Annotated in this window: 21 protein-coding genes and 2 pseudogenes; 6 read left to right on the top strand and 17 right to left on the bottom strand. The window is 54.3% G+C overall.

The window, feature by feature from the left end:
- Positions 1 to 3 precede the first annotated feature (3 nt).
- From L9H78_RS10640 to L9H78_RS03620, 3 genes and pseudogenes are all read right to left on the bottom strand, one after another.
- Positions 4 to 78: pseudogene (locus L9H78_RS10640) on the bottom strand (DUF6973 domain-containing protein); the annotation flags it as partial.
- Positions 79 to 307: 229 nt separating this feature from the next.
- Positions 308 to 1,774 carry a glyceraldehyde-3-phosphate dehydrogenase gene (locus L9H78_RS03625; protein ID WP_249620533.1) on the bottom strand — a complete coding sequence of 489 codons (1,467 nt, stop codon included), beginning with the start codon at positions 1,772 to 1,774 and terminating at the stop codon, positions 308 to 310.
- A gap of 64 nt (positions 1,775 to 1,838) precedes the next feature.
- A complete protein-coding gene (locus L9H78_RS03620; protein WP_249620532.1) occupies positions 1,839 to 2,837 on the bottom strand; it encodes a nitronate monooxygenase in 999 nt (332 codons plus the stop codon).
- A 77-nt stretch (positions 2,838 to 2,914) separates the two neighbouring features.
- Between L9H78_RS03620 and pth the strand changes: the two genes are divergently transcribed.
- Positions 2,915 to 3,619, top strand: a complete 705-nt coding sequence (gene pth / locus L9H78_RS03615; protein WP_249620531.1) for an aminoacyl-tRNA hydrolase — start codon at positions 2,915 to 2,917, stop codon at positions 3,617 to 3,619.
- On the opposite strand, the gene L9H78_RS03610 is transcribed toward pth, so the two are convergent.
- Positions 3,620 to 4,180, bottom strand: coding sequence for an NADPH-dependent FMN reductase (locus L9H78_RS03610; protein ID WP_249620530.1), 561 nt, complete (start codon positions 4,178 to 4,180; stop codon positions 3,620 to 3,622).
- Positions 4,181 to 4,332: 152 nt separating this feature from the next.
- Between L9H78_RS03610 and L9H78_RS03605 the strand changes: the two genes are divergently transcribed.
- Positions 4,333 to 5,979 carry a peptide chain release factor 3 gene (locus L9H78_RS03605; protein WP_249620529.1) on the top strand — a complete coding sequence of 549 codons (1,647 nt, stop codon included), beginning with the start codon at positions 4,333 to 4,335 and terminating at the stop codon, positions 5,977 to 5,979.
- A gap of 14 nt (positions 5,980 to 5,993) precedes the next feature.
- Here the strand turns inward: L9H78_RS03605 and L9H78_RS03600 are convergent, their stop codons facing one another.
- From L9H78_RS03600 to L9H78_RS03585, 4 genes are read right to left on the bottom strand one after another with little or no spacing between them, the layout of a single operon-like run.
- Positions 5,994 to 6,782: an ABC transporter ATP-binding protein gene (locus L9H78_RS03600; RefSeq protein ID WP_249620528.1), complete on the bottom strand. Its 789-nt coding sequence runs from the start codon at positions 6,780 to 6,782 to the stop codon at positions 5,994 to 5,996.
- Positions 6,783 to 6,786: 4 nt separating this feature from the next.
- Complete coding sequence (locus tag L9H78_RS03595) at positions 6,787 to 7,812, bottom strand: FecCD family ABC transporter permease (RefSeq protein ID WP_249620527.1); 1,026 nt, start codon at positions 7,810 to 7,812, stop codon at positions 6,787 to 6,789.
- Entirely contained in the window at positions 7,809 to 8,840 is a 1,032-nt protein-coding gene (locus L9H78_RS03590) for a FecCD family ABC transporter permease (protein ID WP_249620526.1), read from the bottom strand. The genes L9H78_RS03595 and L9H78_RS03590 overlap by 4 nt, the downstream gene beginning before the upstream one ends.
- A complete protein-coding gene (locus L9H78_RS03585; protein ID WP_249620525.1) occupies positions 8,840 to 9,064 on the bottom strand; it encodes a hypothetical protein in 225 nt (74 codons plus the stop codon). Before L9H78_RS03585 ends, L9H78_RS03590 begins: the two co-directional genes overlap by 1 nt.
- Before the next feature lie 387 nt (positions 9,065 to 9,451).
- Between L9H78_RS03585 and L9H78_RS03580 the strand changes: the two genes are divergently transcribed.
- Positions 9,452 to 10,456, top strand: coding sequence for an ABC transporter substrate-binding protein (locus L9H78_RS03580; protein ID WP_249620524.1), 1,005 nt, complete (start codon positions 9,452 to 9,454; stop codon positions 10,454 to 10,456).
- Positions 10,457 to 10,493: 37 nt separating this feature from the next.
- Here L9H78_RS03580 and L9H78_RS03575 read toward each other — a convergent pair.
- The 4 genes and pseudogenes from L9H78_RS03575 to L9H78_RS03560 form a co-directional block, all read right to left on the bottom strand.
- Positions 10,494 to 11,689, bottom strand: a pseudogene (locus L9H78_RS03575) (IS3 family transposase).
- Between the two features lie 128 nt (positions 11,690 to 11,817).
- Entirely contained in the window at positions 11,818 to 13,401 is a 1,584-nt protein-coding gene (locus L9H78_RS03570; protein WP_249620523.1) for an alpha/beta hydrolase, read from the bottom strand.
- Positions 13,402 to 13,478: 77 nt separating this feature from the next.
- Entirely contained in the window at positions 13,479 to 13,904 is a 426-nt protein-coding gene (locus tag L9H78_RS03565) for a hypothetical protein (RefSeq protein WP_249620522.1), read from the bottom strand.
- Positions 13,905 to 14,107: 203 nt separating this feature from the next.
- Positions 14,108 to 14,977: a patatin-like phospholipase family protein gene (locus L9H78_RS03560; RefSeq protein ID WP_249620521.1), complete on the bottom strand. Its 870-nt coding sequence runs from the start codon at positions 14,975 to 14,977 to the stop codon at positions 14,108 to 14,110.
- Positions 14,978 to 15,052: 75 nt separating this feature from the next.
- On the opposite strand from L9H78_RS03560, the gene L9H78_RS03555 reads away from it, so the two are divergent.
- Positions 15,053 to 15,424 carry a hypothetical protein gene (locus tag L9H78_RS03555; RefSeq protein WP_249620520.1) on the top strand — a complete coding sequence of 124 codons (372 nt, stop codon included), beginning with the start codon at positions 15,053 to 15,055 and terminating at the stop codon, positions 15,422 to 15,424.
- Between the two features lie 19 nt (positions 15,425 to 15,443).
- On the opposite strand, the gene L9H78_RS03550 is transcribed toward L9H78_RS03555, so the two are convergent.
- Positions 15,444 to 16,097: a hypothetical protein gene (locus tag L9H78_RS03550; protein ID WP_249620519.1), complete on the bottom strand. Its 654-nt coding sequence runs from the start codon at positions 16,095 to 16,097 to the stop codon at positions 15,444 to 15,446.
- A 106-nt stretch (positions 16,098 to 16,203) separates the two neighbouring features.
- On the opposite strand from L9H78_RS03550, the gene L9H78_RS03545 reads away from it, so the two are divergent.
- A complete protein-coding gene (locus L9H78_RS03545) occupies positions 16,204 to 17,379 on the top strand; it encodes a DUF6882 domain-containing protein (RefSeq protein ID WP_249620518.1) in 1,176 nt (391 codons plus the stop codon).
- 130 nt (positions 17,380 to 17,509) lie between these two features.
- On the opposite strand, the gene rraA is transcribed toward L9H78_RS03545, so the two are convergent.
- Together rraA and aceA are read right to left on the bottom strand one after the other, a co-directional pair.
- Positions 17,510 to 18,010 carry a ribonuclease E activity regulator RraA gene (gene rraA / locus L9H78_RS03540; RefSeq protein ID WP_249620517.1) on the bottom strand — a complete coding sequence of 167 codons (501 nt, stop codon included), beginning with the start codon at positions 18,008 to 18,010 and terminating at the stop codon, positions 17,510 to 17,512.
- Between the two features lie 2 nt (positions 18,011 to 18,012).
- Positions 18,013 to 19,305 (bottom strand): isocitrate lyase, encoded by a 1,293-nt coding sequence (gene aceA, locus L9H78_RS03535; RefSeq protein WP_249620516.1) that lies wholly within the window; start codon positions 19,303 to 19,305, stop codon positions 18,013 to 18,015.
- A gap of 454 nt (positions 19,306 to 19,759) precedes the next feature.
- On the opposite strand from aceA, the gene glcB reads away from it, so the two are divergent.
- The gene (gene glcB, locus L9H78_RS03530) at positions 19,760 to 21,943 is read left to right on the top strand and encodes a malate synthase G (protein WP_249620515.1); all 2,184 of its coding nucleotides are present in this window, start codon (positions 19,760 to 19,762) and stop codon (positions 21,941 to 21,943) included.
- Between the two features lie 169 nt (positions 21,944 to 22,112).
- Here the strand turns inward: glcB and L9H78_RS03525 are convergent, their stop codons facing one another.
- Together L9H78_RS03525 and L9H78_RS03520 are read right to left on the bottom strand one after the other, a co-directional pair.
- A complete protein-coding gene (locus L9H78_RS03525) occupies positions 22,113 to 22,868 on the bottom strand; it encodes a DUF1648 domain-containing protein (RefSeq protein ID WP_249620514.1) in 756 nt (251 codons plus the stop codon).
- Complete coding sequence (locus tag L9H78_RS03520; protein ID WP_249620513.1) at positions 22,852 to 23,898, bottom strand: enoyl-CoA hydratase/isomerase family protein; 1,047 nt, start codon at positions 23,896 to 23,898, stop codon at positions 22,852 to 22,854. Before L9H78_RS03520 ends, L9H78_RS03525 begins: the two co-directional genes overlap by 17 nt.
- Between the last annotated feature and the right edge of the window lie 94 nt (positions 23,899 to 23,992).

Below are 23,992 nucleotides of genomic sequence, written 5' to 3'. Positions count from 1 at the left end.
TCCACTCCAGTAGCAGTGACGGAAAGCATCCCCCTTGCCATTTTTATGGGTATGCTTGGCGAATTTTTTGGGTCGCAGTCTCTGCTTTGCTTCCTAGTTCTTTAGCTTTATAGCATGAAGGTACATCAACTACCGAGACACAGCCCGTATTGGGCTTTGAATCCATTCAGCTCGAAAGCTAATTCAGCAAAATCTTCACAGGCACGACAAGCGAAACCGCGGGCCCGGAAATCCGGAACCCGCGGTTTTCTTCATCGCCGGTTGCACGCGCTAACTGGCGAACCAGCCAGCATGGCCTATTCCAGTTTTAAAGCTCGCTAATTGGGCTGCGGTGCGGCAGCACGCGTGGCCGCTTGCCCGCAATATCTTCAACGAAGCGCACTACCTGGTTAGAGTAGCCATACTCGTTGTCATACCAGACGTAAACCACCAAATGCTTGGTGCCATTGGCAATCGTCGACAAGCCATCAACCACACCGGCTTTCACGGAGCCCACAAAATCCGAGGAGACCAATTCCGGATCATTGACGTAGTCCACCTGCTGGCGCAGGTTCGACAGCAGCGCCACCTTGCGCAGGTAGTCATTGACCTCGTCCTTGGTCACCTCAGTTTCCAATTCCAGGTTCAGCACAGCCATCGACACGTTCGGGGTAGGAACACGAATGGCATTACCGGTGAGCTTGCCTTCAAATTCCGGCAAGGCCTTTGATACCGCCTTCGCAGCACCGGTTTCGGTCAGCACCATATTCAAACCCGCAGCGCGTCCACGACGGTCACCCTTATGGTAGTTATCGATCAGGTTCTGGTCGTTAGTAAACGAGTGGGCGGTTTCCACGTGACCGTGCGCGACGCCGTAGCGATCGCCCAGCGCCTTGAGCACCGGAGTAATGCCGTTGGTGGTACAGGATGCTGCAGATAGCACCTTGTCATCGTCGTTAATGCTGTCTTCGTTGATGCCGAAAACGACATTCGGGATATCGCCCTTGCCCGGCGCCGTCAACAAGACACGGTCTGCGCCCTTGGCCTCCAGGTGCTGCGACAAGCCCTTGCGATCACGCCATGCGCCGGTGTTGTCGACGACAATGGCGTTGTTGATGCCGTAGGAGGTGTAGTCGATTTCCTGTGGCGCGTTGGCGTAGATGACCTGGATCTTGGTGCCGTTTGCCCAGATGATGTTGTTTTCTTCATCCACGGAAATGGTGCCGTTGAATTCGCCATGCACGGAATCACGGCGCAGCAGCGAGGCGCGTTTAATGATGTCGCCGTCGCCCTTGGAGCGCACGACAATCGCACGCAGACGCACACCGCCATAGGATGCTTCACGCTCCACCAGGATGCGTGCGAGCAGGCGGCCGATGCGGCCAAAACCATAAAGCACGACGTCGGTGGGTTCTTTCACGTTGGTGCGGCCACCGATGACCTCTTCCAGTTCGGAATGCAGGTAGTCAGAAAGATCAGTAGCACCGGATTGCGCAAACCCAACGGCCAAGCGCCCGACGTCGATCGATGCAGTACCCAAATCCATCGAGGTGAGTTCGCGCAGCACCGGCAGGGTCTTCTCCAACGGCAAGTCTTCTTCGATGACCTGGTGCGCACGTTCGTGGGCTTTGATGATATCGATGTCGGTGACGCTAATCAGCAAACGACCAAAAATAGAGGTCACAACGTTGTTGTTGCGGTGCAGCGAGCTGATCAGCGGTATCATCTCCTGCGCCAGCGCGATGCGTTCATTCCAGTTGTCGTGTCCTACCTCGGCGGGCTGATTCACAGTCATCTTCCTTTACGCGGGGGTATCGGGGTGCAAAATTACAACCCACATCCTACCCCGATTTTGGTTACTACCCCCGTAATTGGGCAAGAATGTCGCCCACACTTCCCTGCCGAATCTTGTCGACGCCTTCGCCAACCAAGCAATATGCCACCCGCAAATCATTCTCCCGCCGCAGTGGCGCCAGCAATGAGTTCAACAGCGGATACATCGCCGGCACGTCATCATGGTGTTCGCGAATAAATTCCGTCTCAAGGCCTCGGGCTACCCTTCCGGAAAACGCCCGGGTCGCCACCGAACGGCCCCCGGAATGCAGTAGGGTGCGATTGAACTCACTGGTGCCGGCTTCGTCGGCAAGCAAAAACGCCGAACCGCAACTAACCGCTTTCACCCGCGGAAGCTTAAGCAACTCGCGGGCATCGGCAGCAGTACGCACCCCACCTGCGGCCACCAGTTGTGCATTCACGCCAGCCAGCGACATCGTCTCGATAAGATCAACCAACCCTAGCCCGGACGGTTGTTCTTCCACCGACCAGGTTCCGCGGTGACCACCAGCGGCTGGGCCTTGCACGACTAGAGCATCGGCACCTGCATCTTGCGCACTCAACGCGTCTGCAATACTGGTGACGGTCACCCATGCCTCGATACCAGCCTCATGCAGGCGGCTTATTTCTGCAGAGCTAAAACACCCGAATGTCGAGCTGACCACCGTCGGTGGATTAGCGGCGGACACAACAGCATCCAACTTATCCTGCCAACCATTGCTGTAATCCAGGTTGGGAAGCTGATCCGCTACCGCGTAGTCGCGCTGTAATTGTTGGTGAAAAGCGCTGACCTCCGCAGTAATTTCCAGAGGGGTTTGCGGGGCAAATAAGTTCACCCCATAACGACTCCCCGAATCAATGCTGGCAAGCATGTGCTGCGCGCGGTCCACCGAAGTGGTGCCGAACGCCAGAAAACCGAAGGAACCAGCTTTAGCGGCTGCGTTAACCAGCCGCGGTGTGGACGGGCCACCTGCCATAGGTGCGATGAGTATACGGGATTCTAGTTGGCGTAATACTTCCGACATATCTGCCAGGCTAATGCAGATTGGGCGCGTGCAGCAGCCAGTAGAGAAAACACCCGCAATAATGAGACACTGGGCGGGTGAATATTGTGCGCAACCTGTTATCAAAAGTTTTCGGACGCAATGCCGAAAGCGCTAGTGACTCAATCGCCAACCCCGCCGACGGTGGTTATCAGAGGGCAACGACCCAACAACCGGTATTAAATCTTGCTGACGTCACTGCCGAGTGGCTAGTCGTCGGCTTGGGTAATCCGGGGCAAAAATATGCGGCCACACGCCACAACGTGGGTTATATGGTGGTTGACGATCTGCTGGCCGAATCCGGCGAGACCCTGCAGCCCATTAAGGGTGTGCAGGCTTTCGGGGCCACCATCGAAGCAGGCGAGAACACCGCCTTGGTGCTGCGGACTGCGAGTTTTATGAATAATTCTGGCCCGGCGATTGCCGAAATCGCCCAACGTTTAGGCATCCCCGCGCAGCGCGTGCTGCTTATTCACGATGAATTAGACCTGAAAGAGCACAAAATCCGCCTTAAACAAGGCGGAAATGAAGCCGGGCATAACGGCCTAAAATCGACGACTGAGCACCTGGGCACCCGCGACTATCCCCGTGTACGTATGGGGGTGGGCCACCCTGGGAAAGGAAACGACATCATTGCCTGGGTTCTGGGCCCAGTACCAGCAGGGGCTGGTTTCGATGAATTTATTGCCACCGGCGCCGAGGCTGCCCGACTGATCGTGGCTCGGGGGCTAGGCGCCGCGCAAAACGAGATTCATTCTCGCTAACTAGCTGTTAGCGCCAGCCGTGGTGACCTGATCCAAAATCTTGTCCAAGCCAGCTTTTTCCGCGTCGTTTGCGCGGAATTCACCGTTGGCATCTTCTGGGTATGCAGTGTTCAGGTCGATGTTGACGTCTTCGTCGGCAAGCTGCATATCCAGCATGCCACTGACGACGGTACGCCAAGTCGCGGTCGAGCCCTTACCAGCCTGCGAGTAACCGTAGCCGACGAAACCGATTGGTTTGCCCTGCCACTCTTGGCCAAGCTGGTCGAAGGCATTCTTCATTGGACCAGGTACAGTGCCGTTATACTCTGGAGTCACAAAAACGAAGCCGTCGTACTGCGCGATTACTTTGGCCCACTGCTGGGTCTTAGGGTCACCGTACTCACCATTGGCCATGGCAGGGACGGTATCTGCGGCCAAAAATGGCAGGTCGTGATCCTGCAGGTCGATGATTTCGTAGTTGTGGCCGTCATTGCGGCTAGCTGCGTGCTCGTGCACCCAGTGGCCGATCGCTTCACCAGCGCGGCCTGCACGGATCGAACCAATAAAGACACCAATATTCACGATTACCTCCTAGAAATAACGAAGTTGATACAACAACAATAAAACGACTTTAGTTGACCTGTCAACAACATCTTTCTAAACAACTTCTTGGTATTCCTAAAAAGCCGATCCACCTCGGCACGCACATCACCGAACCATTAGACTGTTCAACCATGACCACTGCTGTTTCCTCCCCTGCCCACGAGGCCTCGCGCCGCCGTACTTTCGCCGTGATCGCCCACCCCGACGCGGGTAAATCAACCCTGACCGAGGCTCTAGCACTACACGCACACATCATCACAGAAGCTGGTGCGGTGCACGGCAAAGGAAACCGCAAAGCCACCGTGTCTGACTGGATGGACATGGAAAAAGACCGCGGGATTTCCGTGGCATCTTCCGCACTGCAGTTCAACTATTCCCCGGAAGGCCACGACGGCGAACCTTACGTAATCAACCTGGTCGATACCCCTGGACACGCGGATTTCTCGGAGGACACCTACCGCGTTCTCACCGCCGTCGACGCCGCAGTCATGCTCATCGACGCCGCGAAGGGCCTCGAGCCGCAAACACTAAAGCTATTCCGCGTGTGTAAAGCTCGCGGTTTGCCGATTATCACGGTGATCAACAAGTGGGACCGGGTAGGCCGCGAGCCATTGGAGCTTGTCGACGAAATCGTCAACGAAATCCAGCTCCAACCGACCCCGCTGTACTGGCCGGTTGGTGAAGCCGGTGACTTCCGCGGCCTGGCCCATATTAACGACGACGGTGAAGCTGACAATTACATCCACTTCATCCGCACCGCCGGTGGCTCCACCATCGCACCGGAGGAGCACTACTCACCGCAGCAAGCCAGCGACAAAGAAGCCGAGGCTTGGGAAACGGCAGTGGAAGAAGCCGAGCTTTTGGCTGCCGATGGTGCGCTACACGATCAAGACCTGTTCGAACAGTGTGTGACCTCGCCGTTGATTTTCGCCTCCGCGATGCTGAACTTCGGCGTACACCAAATTCTGGACACCTTGTGCGCAATCGCCCCAGAGCCAAGCAGCCGCGAGTGCGACCCCAAGGTAGTGGAAAAAGCCACCGGGGCCATCGCCGAAACCCGCGAGGTGGACGACGATTTCGCCGGCGTCGTGTTCAAAGTTCAAGCCGGCATGGACCGTAACCACCGCGACACCCTAGCCTTCATGCGCGTGGTCTCTGGCGTCTTCGAACGAGGCATGCAGGTCACGCACGCGCAATCCGGGCGCAGCTTTTCGACGAAATACGCGCTGACCGTTTTCGGCCGCACCCGCGATACCGTCGAAGCCGCCTATCCTGGCGACATCGTCGGATTGGTCAACGCGGGATCACTGGCTCCCGGCGATACCATCTATTCGGGCAAGAAAATCCAGTTCCGCCCGATGCCACAATTTGCTCCGGAAAGCTTCCAAACCCTGCGGGCAAAATCGCTCGGCAAATACAAACAATTCCGCAAAGGGCTGGAGCAACTGGATGCCGAAGGCGTCGTCCAGATCCTGCGTAACGAACTGCGCGGCGATGCTGCCCCAGTGATGGCAGCCGTTGGCCCGATGCAGTTCGAAGTCATGCAAGCGCGCATGGAAGTCGAATACAACGTGGAAACCGTCGTCGAACCCGTGCCCTATTCGGTCGCACGACGCACCGACGCGGCCTCAGCTGCAGAACTAGGCCGCCAACGCGGAGTGGAAATTTTCACTCGCACCGACGGCGAATTGATTGCACTGTTTGGCGATAAATGGAAGCTCGCGTTCGTACAAAAAGAACACCCAGAGCTCACTATGGAGCCATTGGTAGCGGATTAGGCGAGAATTTATAATCACTCGAGCTTCGCTGCCAACGGCAACACCACTGGTAGCCCCGTGGATTCATCCTGGTAAATCTTTGATTCCAAACTGAAGGTATCCAACAATAATTGTTCATTGAAGGTATCTTCCGTTCGGCCTTGCGAGACGATCACGCCATCCCGCATAGCCACTAAGTAATCTGAATAACGCGCTGCCAACGCTAAATCATGCAGCACCACTACGACCGTTCGGTGATCCGCTGGCAGGCTGCGCAACAGCTCCATAATCTCCAATTGGTGTATGAGATCAAGATGGTTTGTGGGTTCATCCAATAACAAAATATCAGCTTCTTGCGCTAGCGACATCGCAATCCAGACGCGCTGCCGCTGTCCACCTGACAAATTAGCCACCGGCTCATCAGCAAGTTTTTCCAGCCGCATTGTGCGCAATGCTTCTCGAATAACCTGTGCATCGTGTTCGGTATTAGCACCCCACCATTTTTGATGCGGAAATCTGCCCCGGCTCACTAATTTTTTCACTGTAATACCGACAGGGGCTTGCGGGTTCTGCGGCAAAATACTGACCGTACGCGCAATGGCCTTGGTGTTTATCGATTGCAAAGAACGCCCATCCAGATATACGCCACCCTCTTTTGGCTCCAAGATTCTCCCCAAAGCCTTGACCAACGTAGATTTTCCGCAGCCATTAGGCCCCACTACTGCTGTAACAGCATTATCGACGATAGCTAAATCCAACCCGTCCAATACCTTATCGTCGCCGTATCCAGCGCTTAGTTCTTTAACCTCCAAACGCGATCCCACGATGCTATTCTCCTATTCTGGTACTAGAAATTACGAGGTAAACTAATAACGGAGCCCCCAATGCAGCAGTTACTACCCCCACTGGCAGCGACTGCTCAAACAAAGCCCGCCCAATCCAATCGGCCCAGACAACCAAGCACCCGCCAAATAATATTGACCCAAATAACGGTGGAATAATGCTGCGATAAAGCCTCTGCGCTAACTGCGGAGCACCAAGGGCCACAAAGGCTATGGGGCCTACCGCGGCGGTCGCTGTTGCAGAAAGAATCACGCAGACCAGAAGCAATATCAATCGGGTGCGGTTAATAGACACACCCAAACCAATGGCAGTCTCATTCCCCAGGGATAACGCACTTAATGAACGATAAGTTACGAGAACAGCCACTGTAGAAACCACGAGTGCCACCAAGGAAGGATAAACATTCGCCATCGTGACCGCATTCAACGAACCGGTCAGCCACACGATAGCCCGCCCTGCATCCACAATAGAAGCTTTGAGCAAGAGCCAGGATGTTAGCGCACCAAACATAGCCTGCATACCCACTCCAATGAGCAAAACCCGGATGACAGATTCATTCCGCGTTAAAATCCACAATAGAATCGTTGCCAGCAAAGAGCCGACTAAGGCCGCCACCGGCAACCCGACTTCTGCCCACTTACCGGAAATGCCACCATAGTCACCAGTGAGCACGATTAAAGCAACTGCACCAGTGCCAGCTCCGGTGACGATACCGAGCACATCAGGACTTGCCAGCGGGTTGCGCGACATCGATTGCAGCACCATCCCAGCCAGCCCGAGAGCAGCTCCGACTACAACGGCTACTGCTGCGCGTGGGAAACGGAGCTCACGAACTACAAAACTCGTGTGCGAATCCCCACCTCCACCAAGCGCTTGAATAACTGTCATCAACGAAAAATATTCTTCTCCCACCGCGATAGAAACAACTATTCCGGCAACCAGTGCCACCGCTAACCCAGTCGTTGACCAAAAGGTCCGAAGATTACCTTTGCGAGCTTGGAGTGCAATCACGCCCTCACCCCTGATCTCTTAATCTGCATAATGAAATAAGGGGCCCCAATAAGCGCCAAAACTATGCCGGCTGGCACTTCTGCCGGCTGAGCAATAAGGCGGCCCACAATGTCACCGAACAACACAACGCACATGCCCAACAAACCAGCCAGCGCCACGTTCCACCGCCAATCTGCTTGCCCAGCCAAGGCAGCTAAATGGGCGCACATCAGCCCTACGAATGCAATGGGGCCTGCCGCAGCAACCGCAACGGTTGTTAATATGGCCACAGCTAAAAAACCAAACAACTGAATTCTTCGTACGCTTTCGCCCATGCTGACAGCGATTTCATCACCCAGCGCCAGTATGTTCAGCTTAATCGCAGTGTAGAGCGCTATTGCTAAACCTAATACGAGTAGCAAAAGCAATGGCAAGAATATTGCAGTAGGACGTCCTGCCAATGAACCTACAGTCCATAAGCGATAGGTACCCAAAGACTGCTGATCGTAAATAATCAGAGCACTAGAAATAGCCATGAACCCTGCTTGCACTGCTACTCCACCCAAGATAAGGGTCAGTCCGGACATGCCCGTTCCTATTCTTTGGCCAATAACGACCAGAGTCACTGCTGCAACGAACGAACCGAGTAGTCCGAACCACACGGTTGATGTGATGGTGGAAACGTGCAGCAAAAAAGTTGCTCCGGTTATTCCAAGTCCTGCACCAGCACCAATTCCTAAGAGCACAGGATCAGCAACCGGGTTTCGCGTCAGCCCCTGCAACAAGCTTCCAGCAATTCCTAGGGACATCCCAACTATGAGGCCAATCAGTGTGCGCGGAGCACGTAAATCCCAGACTATTAACGCCGCTTCTGTATCATTACCTGGGGTAGCCTGTAGTAACGCAGATAATGATAATGGCTTTGCACCAAGAATTAGGCTGCCGACGCACAGCAATAAAACCGCACATAATAGCAACATACACACGACTGCCGTGGGAATTTTCCTAGAATTTTTTCTAGTGTTATTTTTCGATACAGTTAATTTCATCAAACACTCTTTACTGTATTTTCATTATTAATTCGCGGTGCCCACAAAGACACTGCAGCCAACAACACGGTTGCAACTGCAATAAACCTCCGTTTTTCCAGAGTCATAAAATCCAGACCATGCAAAAGCGTCCCTGATTGCAATGCACCCTCTCCCGCCTGATTAATTGATGCATGGTTATGCCCCAAGGCAAGAGTGCCTGCCCCCCCCTGCCAAACAATCAAGATATTTCTCCCCTGTTGCACTTTCTATCCAAGCCCCAGAAGCTGCCACAGGTGCCATTGGGAGACTACGCGGATAAGACCTAGCACTAGATTCCACAGCATCCTGAACACTCAAAGCATCTGGCTCCGAAAGTGTTAGCTTTTCACTCATGCTGTTCCTCTTCTCATGATGCGATTCCCGCTCTATACGAAGTCTCGGCAATCGTTATATTCCTTCAGATACAAAAGCGCCAAAGGGACACTCCGGACAAAAAGATCTAAGGTGCATCAATCCTTTGTTGCATTCTCATCTTCATGACGATAGCATAATTTTGTGATTGGGCTAACCTAAATATATAAGCCTAACCTTTCGGACTTCTTTTCGGTTCTATCACCAGGAGAAAAATTATGCACAAACTCCGCATTTCCACGGCCATCATTGCATCGACGCTTAGCATAAGCCTGCTTGCCGCTTGTTCATCTTCGGCAGAAGATTCCGCTGCAGAAAACACTGCGTCATCCACAACTGCATCTAGCACCACGGATACAGCAACCAGCGATAGTCGCACGATTGAACACGCAATGGGCACCACCGAGCTCAGCGAACCAATCAACACTGTGGTAGCACTCGATCGCGGCCTGTTGGACCCAGCCATCGCATTATGCCTTGACGTTGTGGGATTCACCGAAATTGCTGGCTCTGATGGTATCCCGGAATACTTTGGTGAAGACGGCAAAAAGTGTGCCGCTGATGCTGTTTCTGTCGGTAGTCTAAGTGAACCATCAATAGAGCAGATCAGCTCCCTCAAACCAGACGCGATTTTGTCAGCGAAAGTCCGACACGAAGAAATCTACGACCAGCTAGATAAAGTTGCTCCGACTATCTTCACCGAGAAAACCGGCGAGCCGTGGAAAGAAAACTTAGAACTCGTTGGTGAGGCTGTCGGAAAGAAAGACGAAGCAACCTCTCTGATCAAAGAATATGAAGATCGCGCTCAGCGCATCGGCGACCGCGTGCGTGAAAAGCTCGGGAAAAACCCGACGATCTCCGTGGTTCGCTTCCTAGACGAGCCTACCCGGCTGTATAAGAAAGACACCTATATCGGCGTGGTGATGAGTGACCTGGGATTCGAGACGAACGAAGCCGCCAGCGGCACTGGCTTTAATGAAGAAATTTCTGAAGAACAAATCAGCTTGATCGACGCTGACCACATTTTCATCACCACGTATGCAGATGATGAGGGAATCAGCGAGCGTACAAAAGAAGAATTTAAGCGCAACCCTCTGTGGGACCGTCTAGAAGGAGAAGTCAGCGAAGTTGAAGATGGCATCTGGATGAGTGCTGTTGGTCTCTACGGCGCTAATGCAGTCTTAGACGATATCGCCGAGACCTTTGGCGTGGACGCCGATTAAGGGCCTGCCCCCGGAAAGTGGACACGTCGGGGATTAACTATGCGACTTTAGCCAGTGTAGCTGAAGTCGCAGCTTCAAAAACATCAGGAGCTACAAGATTGCACCAGGAGTGTCGTCTGCGCGTGTTGTAACGCATACACCAACGAAAAACTTCCTGACGGCAGACGACCGGATTGTCAAAGACTTTCCGATCACGCAAAACTTCCCGCTTTAAGGTGGCGTTAAACGATTCTGCTAGGGCATTATCAGCACTAGTTCCCACCGCACCCATGGATTGGCGCACACCAAGTTGGCCGGAGTGGTCTTGAAATTCCTGTGAGGTGTACACACTGCCATGATCGTCAGTGGAAAACAGCCCCATCAAGGCTGCCGCGAACTTTCCTGGCATGAGACAAAGCTTCGATAACCAGAGATACCCGCATGTGATCGGCTAGCGCATGACCGACGAGCTTGCGCGAATAGGCGTCAATGACCGTGGCAAGATACATGTTCTTGCCTCCTTTACATGGCAGGTAGGTAATATCGCCGACATAAACGTGGTTCGGCACATCAGCGGTGAATTTACGGCCTACTAAATCTGGCATGACACGGTGACCAGGATTGCGCTTGGTGGTGATGCATCGACGCCGTTTGCTCAAGCCTTTTAGCCCCATGGCCTTCATGATTCGTGCAACTTTCTTGTGATTGATCGGGGTACACGCCGTGTCCTCTTTCAAGGCTGCAGCGATGCGTTTAGCACCATAAAGACCATGTTCATCATCGAAGATGGTCTTGATTCTTGCTCCAATAAGAGCATCAGAGCATATCTTTAACCTGCGTTTTTCACAGGTGCTGACCCATTTGTAGAACGAGGAACGATTCAGCTGTAAAACATGGCACATCCGCTTAACCGAGTGCTCGGTTCGGTGGTCATAGACAAACTGGAAACCGGTCACCAGTGAGTCTGCTTTAAGCAAAATCTTTGGCAGCCTTGCGCAGAATATCACGTTCTTCACGCAGCTTAGCGTTTTCTTTTTCTAGTTGGCGGATGCGCTCAGAATCATTCGCCGCTTGGGCTTTATCATGTAGGGCTTTCGTGCGGGCACGCTTTCCGGTGCCGTACTTTTTGACCCATGAATGTAGCGAGACTCGGTTGATGCCGAGCTCTGCTGATGCCGTGTCCAGCGAGAGCTCTTCATTGTTTTCGTACAGGGCTACGGCATCGCGTTTGAATTCTTCGGAATACCTGGGCATGGTGGTAGATTACCTTTCTTCCCAACCCGACTGGGTTGGGAATCAGGTGTCCACCAAACAGGGGTCAGGTCCCACCATGGAGCCGTTGGTAGCCGATTAGATATCGGCCCACGCTACGTGTAAGCGGACTAGTGTAGCTCGACTGCCCGCAAGTCGATAGTGCCATCACCAGTGATTTCCAATTGGCTAATCGGGCGGTTCTTTACTGGTTCCGGCAAGCTAATCCTTAAGGTGCGTATCCAGTATTCACCGTTGCTGGTTTCCGTGGTGGCATCTTTCAACACCGGGTTGGGTGTCGGCACTGGGATTTGCTGGCGGGAACCATCGTCCATGATCGCGGTAATTTCCAGCTTGGTTTCTTTCTTCCCGTCTTCCCGGCTGCCAGTAGGCATCATGTGCATGCTCAGTGCATCCGCGCCAGCAGAATTCACCGGAACCACCGCGGGGGTTTTAGTCAAGTGCACGCGGGCATTGACAGAAGCGGAATTAACGATTCCCATGTCCACGAAATCGCAGCGGTCATCATACTGCACCGGATTCATAGACGGATAAATCCGACAGAATTCGGCCTCACTCCCTGGCAGTTGCGCTTCTGGTTCTGAAGCAATCCATCGCGAAGCTGTAGCCGGGCTGGCAGCATAAACGCTCGCGTCTCTGCCTGCTAGCTCACTGGGTAGCTCGTCATCAGCGTCCAATGGATAAGGGCCGTCGTGGTCGCGGAGGGTTTGATCAAACCATTGCTTGAGAGCTCGGCCGAGAAATTCTTCGTGCTCGGTGGCACCAATTTCACTAATTTCACCGTCGTCGATCCGGTCATCGAATTCCCGCTGAGATAAAACGCGGTTAATATAGTTGTGCCCAAGCCCCGGCACAATAAAGTTTAAGGCTGCCGTCTGCCTGTCTTGCCCCACGTATTCCGGTAACCAGTCCGCTGCGGCCTGGGAAGTATCTTCATCCGCTTGCCCATCAATGGTCAGAGTCGGCACATCGGCGGGAGCTGGGGAAAAGTTATCTTCTGGAGATTCTGGCACATGGTAGAACCCGCCATAGCTGGCCAGAGATACCTCAGGCCACATTTCTGCAGCCTTATTTCCTAGCAATGCAGAACGCGAGTGCATAAACACACCAGTGCGAGAAAAATCCGTCATGCCCGCAAGGCTGTCGTCTAAGTGCTGCGACTGGCCCTGGTTCGCCGCCTCTAATTCCCCACGAATGGCACTTATCACACCCGCCCAGGCTTCCACCTGGTCGTATGGTTGCGTGGGGCTTTCTGGCGCCCACAACGGGCCTAAATCAGGAACGACGACGGTATATCCGGCCTCTGCGAGATCCTCTGCCAAATAGTGCATTCCGCGATCTGCACGTACCTCATCTACCCCATCTGCGCACGGATAGGCGAAAGTATCGTCAGCGCAATTAAACGTGCGTAAATGGTTCACTACCACCAGCGGAGCATTGCTGTGCCCCGCCGTTGTCACGCTGCCGCGGACGGGTAAATGTATGTCTGGAGAAACCTGGTAATCTTCCAGCGCAAATTCATAGGTGGTGGCGGTTGTTTTTTCCGTGGCCGTGGTAGTGTCTGCAGCCGTATTCTGCCCTGTTGTTGCCTGTTCTGGCGCTGCCTTCAGCGCGTCATCAGCATCAGACGGAGCCGAACAGGCCCCGAGCAACAAAGTAGTACCTGTCAACACAGCTAAAATACTCGAACGCATGACAGACAATTCTACCGGCACGGTGGGTTCCGGTCGTTTTTACCGGGCAAGGCCAGGAAGTCATCAACTCACGGTAATCAGAATCCGATAGCGCGCAGAGCCTGATCGTAATCGTCCTGAGTGACCTCAACCTTGGAACAATCCTGGGGGACATAAATGTCCAGACGTGGCTCACCTGGCTTACCATCGAAGCGGGCACGACAATCCGCAGCCTGCTGCGGGGTTGTTAGACCATAATTTAAGGCATTGTAATGTTTGTTATCCACGTTCTTCAGCAACGCCACCAATGCGCGGAGGTTGCTTGGCTGATTACCGCTCGGGTCGTTCCGGAGCACGGAGCTGCCAATAGACAGCGCCGAGCTGAGCTGATTCAACACTGGATTGTGCTGAGCCGAGGACGATTGCACCAGTTGTTTCTGCACAGGCGTCGCTTGCGCAACTCCGCCACTTGCCAGGCCCGCCAGCGTGAGAAGAGCCAGACCTGCGGTGAACAGTTTCTTCATAAAGGGCCCCTTATCTATTTATATGATCCAACATTTCATGCTTGACCATTGAATTCATTCGGCAGATAAGAGTTTATATAGTCCTACCTAACAATAACTAGGCACACCTTTATGATTCTCCTCACACCGAGAGCACATGGCGAGGAACAAAACCGGAACAATGTAGTCGTGGGAGATAATTCTTAAACTAAATTCGTTTTCTTTTAACCGGTCAAAAATTCTTCCCATTGTGGCCATTCTTTTTCTGTTTGGATCTGGCCCATCCGGTAGCTGTGTAACAGCTTTTCGGCATCGCGTTCAGTTGATTCCACGGACAAATCCGTAGGGAAGAATAGTTGCGCGCGACCTTGTTTTTCTAGCGTCAGCAAGCGGTCTTTCGCGGCATTGTATTTCGCCGGCCGCTCTATCATCGCAGTGGCAATTGCGGGGTGTTTGAAAAACGCCCGCCGCAAAAAGCCTTCACGCTGAGTATCGGGACGAACATATTCGCGGGGTTTCGTCGCCAAGAAAAGAAACTTCGTGAATCCCACCTTTTCGGCCTCGTTAATGAGGATGCCACCGGAATGACCCAAAGCACCGTCAACAAACGGCACACCATCAATCACGCGCATCGGCATGATCAACGGCAACGTCGATGACGCTCGAACGCACATCATCAGATCCGGCAAGCTTGGCATGTCTTCCCTGCCCCAGTTCACGGTCTCGCCGGTATCTGCTCGCGTGGCGCTGATGCACACCTGTGCCGACGATTCCGTGAACGTCTCCCAGTCATAGGGCAGATCTTTATCCGCGGCCTTTTCATAGATAAATTCTGCGTTGAAATATCCCCGACCGCGCAAGAAATGACTCAGCCCACCAAACGAGGGGTTATTCGCAAAATCCGTGAACGAACTGCGGGCGCGTTCTTTATCACCGGATAAAAAATTCACGGTGTGCGAGGCACCAGCAGATACACCACCGACCCAGCCAAATTGCACTTGTTTTTCCAGCAGGTGCACAATGCTGGCGGCGGTATAGGAATTACGCATTCCCCCGCCTTCAATCACTAAAGCTGTATCTCGTGCGTCGATCATCTTTGCCCATAATAGTCGCGAGTTCGCGAAATTGTGACTAAAAGTGATTCACCGTTAACCAGTTAAAATGACTGCATGGGACTATTCGACCTGCTACGCGGTTCTGCTAAGCCCGCTCTCACCCAGCTTCCGGATACTGCACGCCATGTAGGCGTCGACAAGCTGGCAGTACATACTGCGGAAGAAATGGTGATCATCACAGGATCGGTGCAGGTAGCAGGCATCATTCTGGACGCCGCCCACAATAATCACGCTGCGGTGGTTGCGGGACCCAACGCGCAGATTGTACTGGTGCCGACGAAAACTGATGATCTGCCAGTACACGATCCCAACAATGGTTGGCTGCTTCCGCTCAGCCCCGCGCTACGTTCTGCAATCACCCAGCGCTTGATGCCCAAACCATGTGAACTGGAACTGACCGAACGCATCGGCATAATTATTGAATAAAACGAATGTATACGAGCGCTTAAACTCCGAGTGCGCCGAGCACGATTAACAGCACGCCCACGCTATAGCCTGCCACCTTGCTCAAAAGCTCAGTGTTGTGTGATGCCTTAGTAAACAACCGACCAATAGGTGAATTCGGAGCAATACGGACCCAACCGACGAGCAAAGCGGCGATGATCGGCAGCGACAGCGCGATGCTGGCATATAGCACCACCCCGGCCCCCAGCATCGCTGGTGCAGGATGCAAGGCTGCCAGCACGATTAGCCCTGCGAAAAACGGCACGGACGTCGCCGATTGCACCACGCCGAGGCCAAAACCAGTCCAAAACGTCATCGGGGACGGCCGCTGCAGCCCGCCGAGCAAACGCCCTACCACCGCCGGCGGCTTCCCCTTCGAAATCCACGTACCCAGCAACGTGATCACGCCAACGGCCATCAACGTCAAACCGAAAGTCGCAGAATCCAGGATTTTCTGCATCAGTTCGCCGAAGCCAGAAAATACGACGGTCACCAGCAAAGCCAGCGCAAAAACCCCAGACCAGTTGCCCGCTACCAGCAGCGGGGTAACCTTTTTATACATTCCGGCTGGCAGCAGCACGCTTAGGGCAACGATCACTGCGATGGACAAGACATTAATCGAGTCCATAAAGGCGTAACTAACGGCGTAGAGCATGGTGGACACTTTACAGTGCGTGGCTGGCAGCTCACTGATAGATCCAGCCTGCTAGATCCCCCTGGGTGAGACAGCCGATCAGCGGCTGGCTTGTAGACTCAATGCCATGCTTCCTGCCCCGCGCACCGTCACCGATATCGCGACCGATGGCTTCCTGGCGCAAGCCGATTGTCTGGCGCTATTCCATGCTCGTTTTGGCGAGATCAGCCGTGTGCAGCTCACCATGCACCCGGAACCTGACGGCACGGAAACCAAAAACCCGACCAACCAGAAAGCACTTGCCGACGGCTGGGACCGGGCAGTGACGGTATCGTTTGCAAGCAGCAACATGCAGCAGCAAGTGGAGCTAGCAGGTACTTGGGTCGCGACCATCGCCGATGATGCTTGGTATTGGCAGACTGCTGCCGTCGTTGATTTTCCAAGGATCGCAGAATTAGATCCGCAGCATCCACAGGTCGCAAGCGATGAGCTCCTAGCTGCGGGGCGCACGCTATTTCGTAATATTCCAGCGGTATTGGTTCCACTTACTGCATCTTCACGCAAGGACGAGACCCAGCGCTGTGCTGTCGTGATGATTAGAGATTTTGCTGAGGAAGGTCCAGTTCCCCTAGCACTGACGCATGGTTTAGCGAAGTTGCCCAACAGCTACGACGTTATGCGTGCGCTGAAAGGCTTTGCAGTGGTACGCGGTCTTGATTTTTATACCGATTCGACGACTGTCACCATCGGTTCCGGTGACAACCAGATAACCATTACCGTGCGAAACGGTGTTGCTGTCGATGTGGCCTCGAAGATTACGAAGCAGCTTGATTCGGACGAGACAAGCATGCCGCCAGAGCCGACCATTGACAAACTTATCCACGACGGACGCCAATTTATCCGCCAGCATTCCGACGACGAACGAAGCACCAACACGGCCGTTGACTGCTGGGCTCTTGCCACTGTGAGTGGTGATACGTGGACGTGGGCATGGGCCGATCCCTTGCTCGCGAACACGCCTGGTGCACAAGAAAGCCGAAAGCTCTTAGAATTCGGGATCCAGAATGGAGTCATAGATTTTGTCCGACCACATATTGATATTCGACGGATGCGCAGCTGCTTAGCGTTTGCAACCGAAATCTCCTATACCAATCTCCCCGACACTTGCAGCGAGCGAAGCACAGAACATGCCCAGGCTATCGCCGCTCTTGTCACAGCATGCGCACCGATCACGGAGTGTTTTGGCCATAAGATAGACCAACTCGATAAGAAAACCACGGGTATTTTGGTCTTTTCTTCCTAGACTCATGGCACAAGCCCAGAAGTTAGCTCTCACACTTGCTAGCTTCTGGGCTTGTATCCGTGTTGCGGGCGGATAGGCTCAGTGGTGCGGCTAAGCGCAACACCAACCGGCCACCGCATGCTAGAAAAATCTAGCTCTCTTTCGCTTCTACTGGTTCCTCACTCACGACAATGCCGTCAGCATCGGCATAAACGTACTGGCCAGGGACAAATTCGATGCCCCCGAATTGCACGGTGATATCGACTTTGCCAACCTTATCTTTCGCAGATTTGCGCGGGTTGGTCCCCAAAGCCTTAACACCAATATCCATGGTGCCGATTTCTTGGGAATCCCGGATCGCGCCGTTGACGATGATCCCGGCCCAGCCGTTATCCACGCCTGCGCCAGCGATCATGTCGCCGACCATAGCGGTATGCAGATTTTCTTGGGCATCGATGACCAAGACTCCGCCTTCGTTCGGTTGGTTCAAGACTTCTTTCACCAAGGCATTGTCTTGGATGGCTTGGATGGTGGAAATCTTTCCGCAGAACTCGGTCTTGCCTCCATAGTTGGTGAATTGCTTATCGCAGCTGCGTAGCTGTTCACCGTGGATGTCTCCGATATCAGCGGTAGGAACGAATTGGATGGCCATGATTAGAACTGGCCTTCCTCAGTGGAACCCTTCAGTGCGGTGGTCGACGAGGTTGGGTCGACGGTGGTGGCAATGTTGTCGAAGTAACCAGCACCGACCTCACGCTGGTGCTTGACGGCGGTGAAGCCGCGCTCTTCAGCTGCAGCGAATTCCTTGTTCTGCAGCTCGACGAACGAGGTCATGCCGTTGCGTGCGTAGCCGTGAGCCAGGTCGAACATGCCGTAGTTCAGCGAGTGGAATCCAGCCAGGGTGATGAACTGGAAGGTAAAGCCCATGGCGCCCAGTTCTTTCTGGAACTTCGCGATGGTCTCGTCGTCAAGGTGCTTGGACCAGTTGAACGATGGCGAGCAGTTGTAGGCCAGCTTCTGGTCTGGGAACTCGGCCTTGACGGATTCCGCGAACTTCTTGGCAACCTCCAGGTCTGGGACACCGGTTTCCATCCAGATCAGGTCAGAGTATGGAGCATAGGACTTCGCACGTGCGATACAAGGCTCGATGCCTGGACGTACGCGGTAGTAGCCTTCTGCGGTGCGGTCGCCTTCGATGAACGGCTTGTCACGATCGTCGATGTCCGAGGTGATCAAGGTGGCAGCTTCGGCGTCAGTACGAGCAATAACGACGGTGGGAACACCGGCGACGTCGGCAGCCAGACGTGCAGACGACAGGGTCCGGATGTGCTGCTGGGTTGGGATCAAAACCTTACCGCCCAGGTGGCCACACTTCTTTTCGGAAGCCAGCTGGTCTTCCCAGTGCGTACCGGCAGCACCAGCGTTGATCATGGCCTTTTGCAGCTCATAAACGTTCAGTGCACCACCGAAGCCTGCCTCACCGTCGGCAACGATGGGAACCAGCCAGTTGTCGATGGAGTTATCGCCTTCGACTCGGGAGATCTCGTCGGCACGCAGCAAGGCGTTGTTGATACGGCGAACGACCTGCGGAACCGAGTTTGCTGGGTACAGCGACTGGTCTGGGTACGTGTGTCCGGACAGGTTGGCATCGCCGGCAACCTGCCAACCAGACAGGTAAACAGCCTTCAGGCCACCGCGGACCTGCTGAACGGCCTGGTTACCAGTCAAGGCGCCCAGGGCGTTGATGTAGTGTCCATCGCCCTTCGAGACCTCGTCCCACAGGATCTCGGAGCCACGACGTGCCAGGGTGTGCTCTTCGACGACGTTGCCCTGCAGCTCGGCTACCTTTTCTGCGGTGTAGTCACGGGTGACGTTGGCCCAGCGAGGGTTTTCATCCCAATCTTTTTGGATTTCAGCGGCCGTACGTGCTTGACCGGTAGTAGTCATCGCAACTCCCTTTCTCGTTTGGCTTATGAGGTGATTCACATCTTGTTCGATGAATTCAGTCACGTCAAGATTTAACCCCGGTCACTAATTTTCGGGGGTAATGCCCTATTTCACATAAATGTTCGAGACCTAAAATCAGGTTAAACCGCAGGTCTTTGTCAAAAATGCCGCTTATAGTGTGTGAACGCCGAACATAAACAGTACGTTCATACTGTTGAAACAGTACGATTGGACTGTTTTCTCAGTTCATTTTCGAACTTCGAACAGGGGTGAAAATCCCACTTTCCCCCGCCGCACTACACACAGTGAGGCAATTCACTTATTGTGGTGTCATGCCCCGGGGCACACATTTTCAGCAAAGATGTAGAGAGCGCGCATGCCACCCAGCTTGTCACTGAGTTGCACGCACTCCACGCCCCTTAAGGGTCTGACCGCGAGGATTAGAAGGAGTTTTATGACTATCGAAGACACCACCCCACGCACAGAGGTTGCAGGCCTCAACGTCGACAACACCCTCTACGAATTCGTCAACGACACTGTGCTGCCACGCATCGGTCTCGATTCGGAGAAATTCTGGAATGGGTTCGCAGACATCATCCGTACCCACACCCCGCGCAACAAAGAGCTGCTGGCACGCCGCGATGAACTGCAAAAGACCCTCGACGAGCACTTCCGCGCTAACCCGGGACAGCCCGATCCAGCCGAACACGAAAAATATCTGCGCGAGATCGGCTATTTGGAAGACAAGCCAGCAGCCTCCGATGTCACCACCGCGAATCTCGACCCAGAAATCGCCGAGGTTGCCGGCCCACAGCTGGTCGTTCCTGTCCTCAACGCGCGCTTCGCCCTCAACGCAGCAAATGCCCGCTGGGGTTCACTCTACGACGCCTTGTACGGCACCGACGCCATTTCCGAAGAAGGCGGGGCGGAACCAGGTAATTCTTATAACCCGGTGCGCGGCGACAAAGTCATCGCCTGGGCACGCAACTTCCTCGACGAGGTTGCCCCACTAGAAAACGGCTCGCATGCCGACGCAGAATCCTATGCAATTGATGGCGATAAACTGGCCGTCACCGTTAACGGCTCCACCGTCGGTCTTGCGAAGGCAGAGCAACTCGTCGGCTACAACGGCGACAAGTCTTCCCCATCCGAGGTGGTTCTGCGCAACAACGGTCTGCACATCTTGATCCAGATCAACCCAGACCACCCCGTCGGCAAGAGCGACAAGGCGGGCGTTTCTGATGTCATCCTGGAATCGGCGACTTCCACCATCATCGATTTCGAGGACTCCGTTGCCGCTGTCGACGGTGAAGACAAGACCCTGGGCTACTACAACTGGTTCGGTCTGAACACAGGTGAGCTGAAAGAAGAGCTGGAAAAAGGTGGTAAGACCATCACCCGTAAGCTCAACGACGACCGCACTTACACGGACCTTTCTGGCAACGAGCAATCCCTGCATGGTCGCGCTTTGTTGCTGGTGCGCAACGTCGGTCACCTGATGACTAACCCAGCCATCCTGGTCGACGACGAGGAAGTCTTCGAAGGCATCATGGACGCTGTATTGACCAGCGCCTGCGCTATCCCAGGATTGCAATCGGATAACCCTCGGAAGAACTCCCGTGCGGGATCGATCTACATCGTGAAGCCAAAGCAGCACGGTTCTGCCGAGGTGGCGTTCACCAACGATTTGTTCGCTTCGGTGGAAGAGCTGCTGGGCCTGGAGAAAAACACCCTGAAGGTCGGCGTGATGGACGAAGAACGTCGTACCTCGGCCAACCTGGCCGCTGCGATCACTGCGGTCAGCGAGCGCGTTGCCTTCATTAACACCGGCTTCTTGGATCGCACCGGTGATGAGATCCACACCTCCATGCAAGCTGGTCCAATGGTGCGTAAGGCAGATATGCAGACCGCACCATGGAAGCAAGCGTACGAAGACATCAACGTCGACACTGGTGTCGCACTGGGACTGCCTGGTAAGGCACAGATCGGTAAGGGCATGTGGGCGATGACCGAGCTGATGGCAGACATGCTGGAGAAAAAGATCGGCCAGCTGAAAGAAGGCGCATCAACCGCGTGGGTCCCTTCCCCAACCGGCGCAACTTTGCACGCCACCCACTACCACCACGTCAACGTTCCGCAGGTACAGGAAGAATTCCGTAAGGCCGGCGAACGCGACAACTTCCTGAACCTTCTGACCGTCCCGGTTGCTGAAAACCCAGACTGGTCCGATGAGGTGAAGAAGGAAGAAGTCGACAACAACTGTCAGTCCATCCTGGGCTATGTGGTCCGCTGGGTAGAACAGGGTGTCGGTTGTTCCAAGGTCCCAGACCTTTACGACGTCTCCCTGATGGAAGACCGCGCTACCCTGCGTATTTCTTCCCAGTTGCTGGCTAACTGGATCGAGCACGACGTCGTTAGCCGCGATTTCGTCGAGCAGGAGCTGCAGAAGATGGCAGAAGTCGTCGACAAGCAAAACGCTGGCGACGACGCCTACCGCAACATGGCTCCGAACTTTGACGAGTCGGTAGCGTTCCAGGCGGCTCGCGACCTGATTTTCAAGGGCACCGAATCTCCATCCGGATACACTGAGCCGATCTTGCACGCTCGTCGTCGTGAGTTCAAAGCGAAAAACAAGTAATTGGTAATTGTGCGCGAGCCCGGTGCACGCAGGCCCCGCGCTAAGCGCTAAGGCACCGCGGCTCGCAGCACTCTAAAGCTAAGGCCCAGGCTTCTTCATGATGAAGCGCCTGGGCCTTATCCGTCTTCTTGTGCTAATGCCGGGCCAGAAATTATTAGCCTCGGAATTATTAGGCTAGGAATGTCGGCAGCGCCACCATCGCCAAAATCCACACAGTAAAGATTCCTGCGATCCACCAGGCAGCGCGGTGCGCAAAATTCAGGGTGATATTCATCCCTGCTTCCAGCTCTACCCATATCCTCGGGTCATCCGGGTTGTGATAAAACAACCCATATTTGAGCTTGTCCCGGGGATCGTCCGGTGGATAGCGCTCATCCAATTCCTGCATGATCCGCGCGCTGCGCACCACAATGCCGAAACCGACTGCGAGAAACGCACCGATAAGCAACCAAATGGCAATTGCCCCGGTGCCCACAACAGGAAACTCAAACAATCCGGCGGTGATGCTGACCAACAGCACCACCACGAGCGCGAAGCTAAACTTGCCCAACATCGGCTGCATCAGCTGCACCAGTAAACGCTGCCGATTAATCGCACGTTCTGGTTTATCGTGCAAGCCATCTTTGGTCTGGTTCGCGATTCCCACCAGAAACCCGCCAGCTCCCGCGCATACTGCCGTAGTAATCGCTGGCCCAAGGCCAACGTGGGCTATCGCTGCCGGAAAAGATTTCGCACTAAAACCATCTGCCGTCCCCGAAGCATCGAAGTGCGTAAACATCGGGTCTGGCACGGCATGCCAGTTAATCCAAATAAAACCCAGCGTGGCAACAATGACTGCTGTACACGCTAGGTACCAGCCGAACTGAAATTTCGGGGGTGGCAGACGGTCGGCTTTGTGACCATCGGTGTCACCGGAGGAGTGCACGGATCGCCTCCACATCAACCTCGGAGACCGCATCCGGCCGGAACTGCGGTTCGTCGTCTTTATCGACCAGCACGCAGCGCACGCCCTCGTCGAAATCCGGACGGCCGCGTAGATATTCACCAACTCGGTATTCGTTATCCAAGGCGTCGGCAAGCGAATCAACCTGGGCGTTCGCCCGGAAGATTTCCGCAGCTGCCACCAGCGAGGTCGGCGATGCATGCTGGAACGTTTCATTGACGCTTGCGACGAATTCTTCGTTGTCGCAGTTTTCCAGTGCGGCTACTACTTCTTCCCAGGTGTCGTGCGCGAATACATCCTCGATGGTCTCGATGTGCTCTGCCAACGGCGCGGTATCCGGGTTGGTATTCGCATATTTTTCCAGCGCAGCCGCGTATCCGGATTCGATAACTGCTTCACGGAAAGCATCGGCATCGTCGGAAGCGATCTGGTGGGTAGCATAGCCGGTCCAGAGCAGATCCGCGGCCTTCATGCGATAGGCGGTCGTCGCCAGGTACAGCGCCAAGGCACGAGACGCCTTGCCTCGAGAGCCGACCATGCGCTGGAAGAAATAGGTCATGCCCACGTCGGTGATAAAGCCAATGAGCATTTCTGGCATCGACACAAAGGTCTTTTCGGTAACCACGCGGTGTGAACCGAAGGCACTAATGCCAGTTCCTCCGCCCATGACCACCCCATCCATGAGTGCAATGAACGGCTTCGGGAACTTATCGATGGCATCGTTGAGTGCATATTCTCTGTGGAAGAACTCGTCGACACCGGCCTTATTGCCCCCGAGACCTTGTTCACGTGCCGCGCGTACATCACCACCGGCACAAAAGCCTTTCGGGTTATTGGAATAGACCAGTACTTGCGTAACCGAATCATCTTTCGCCCATGCATCCAGCGCCCGGTGAATAATCTCCACCATCTCCAAGTTCAGGGAGTTCAGCGCCTTCGGGCGGTTGAGTTCAAGAATTCCCGTTCCATTGCGAACAGAAGTAATTACTTGGCGATCCTGTGTATCAGTCATAGCACCATTAGTCATAGCCCCATTGTGGCACAGTTAACGCAATAAAGTGAGGGCTGTAGCACTCCCGCTCCTTTACGGAGCCAGGATTAGTACT

The sequence above is a fragment of the Corynebacterium pseudodiphtheriticum genome (assembly GCF_023509295.1).
Classification (GTDB): domain Bacteria; phylum Actinomycetota; class Actinomycetes; order Mycobacteriales; family Mycobacteriaceae; genus Corynebacterium; species Corynebacterium pseudodiphtheriticum.
The sequence above is the reverse complement of the archived record's forward strand: the minus strand, read 5'-3'. Positions and strand labels throughout refer to the sequence as shown.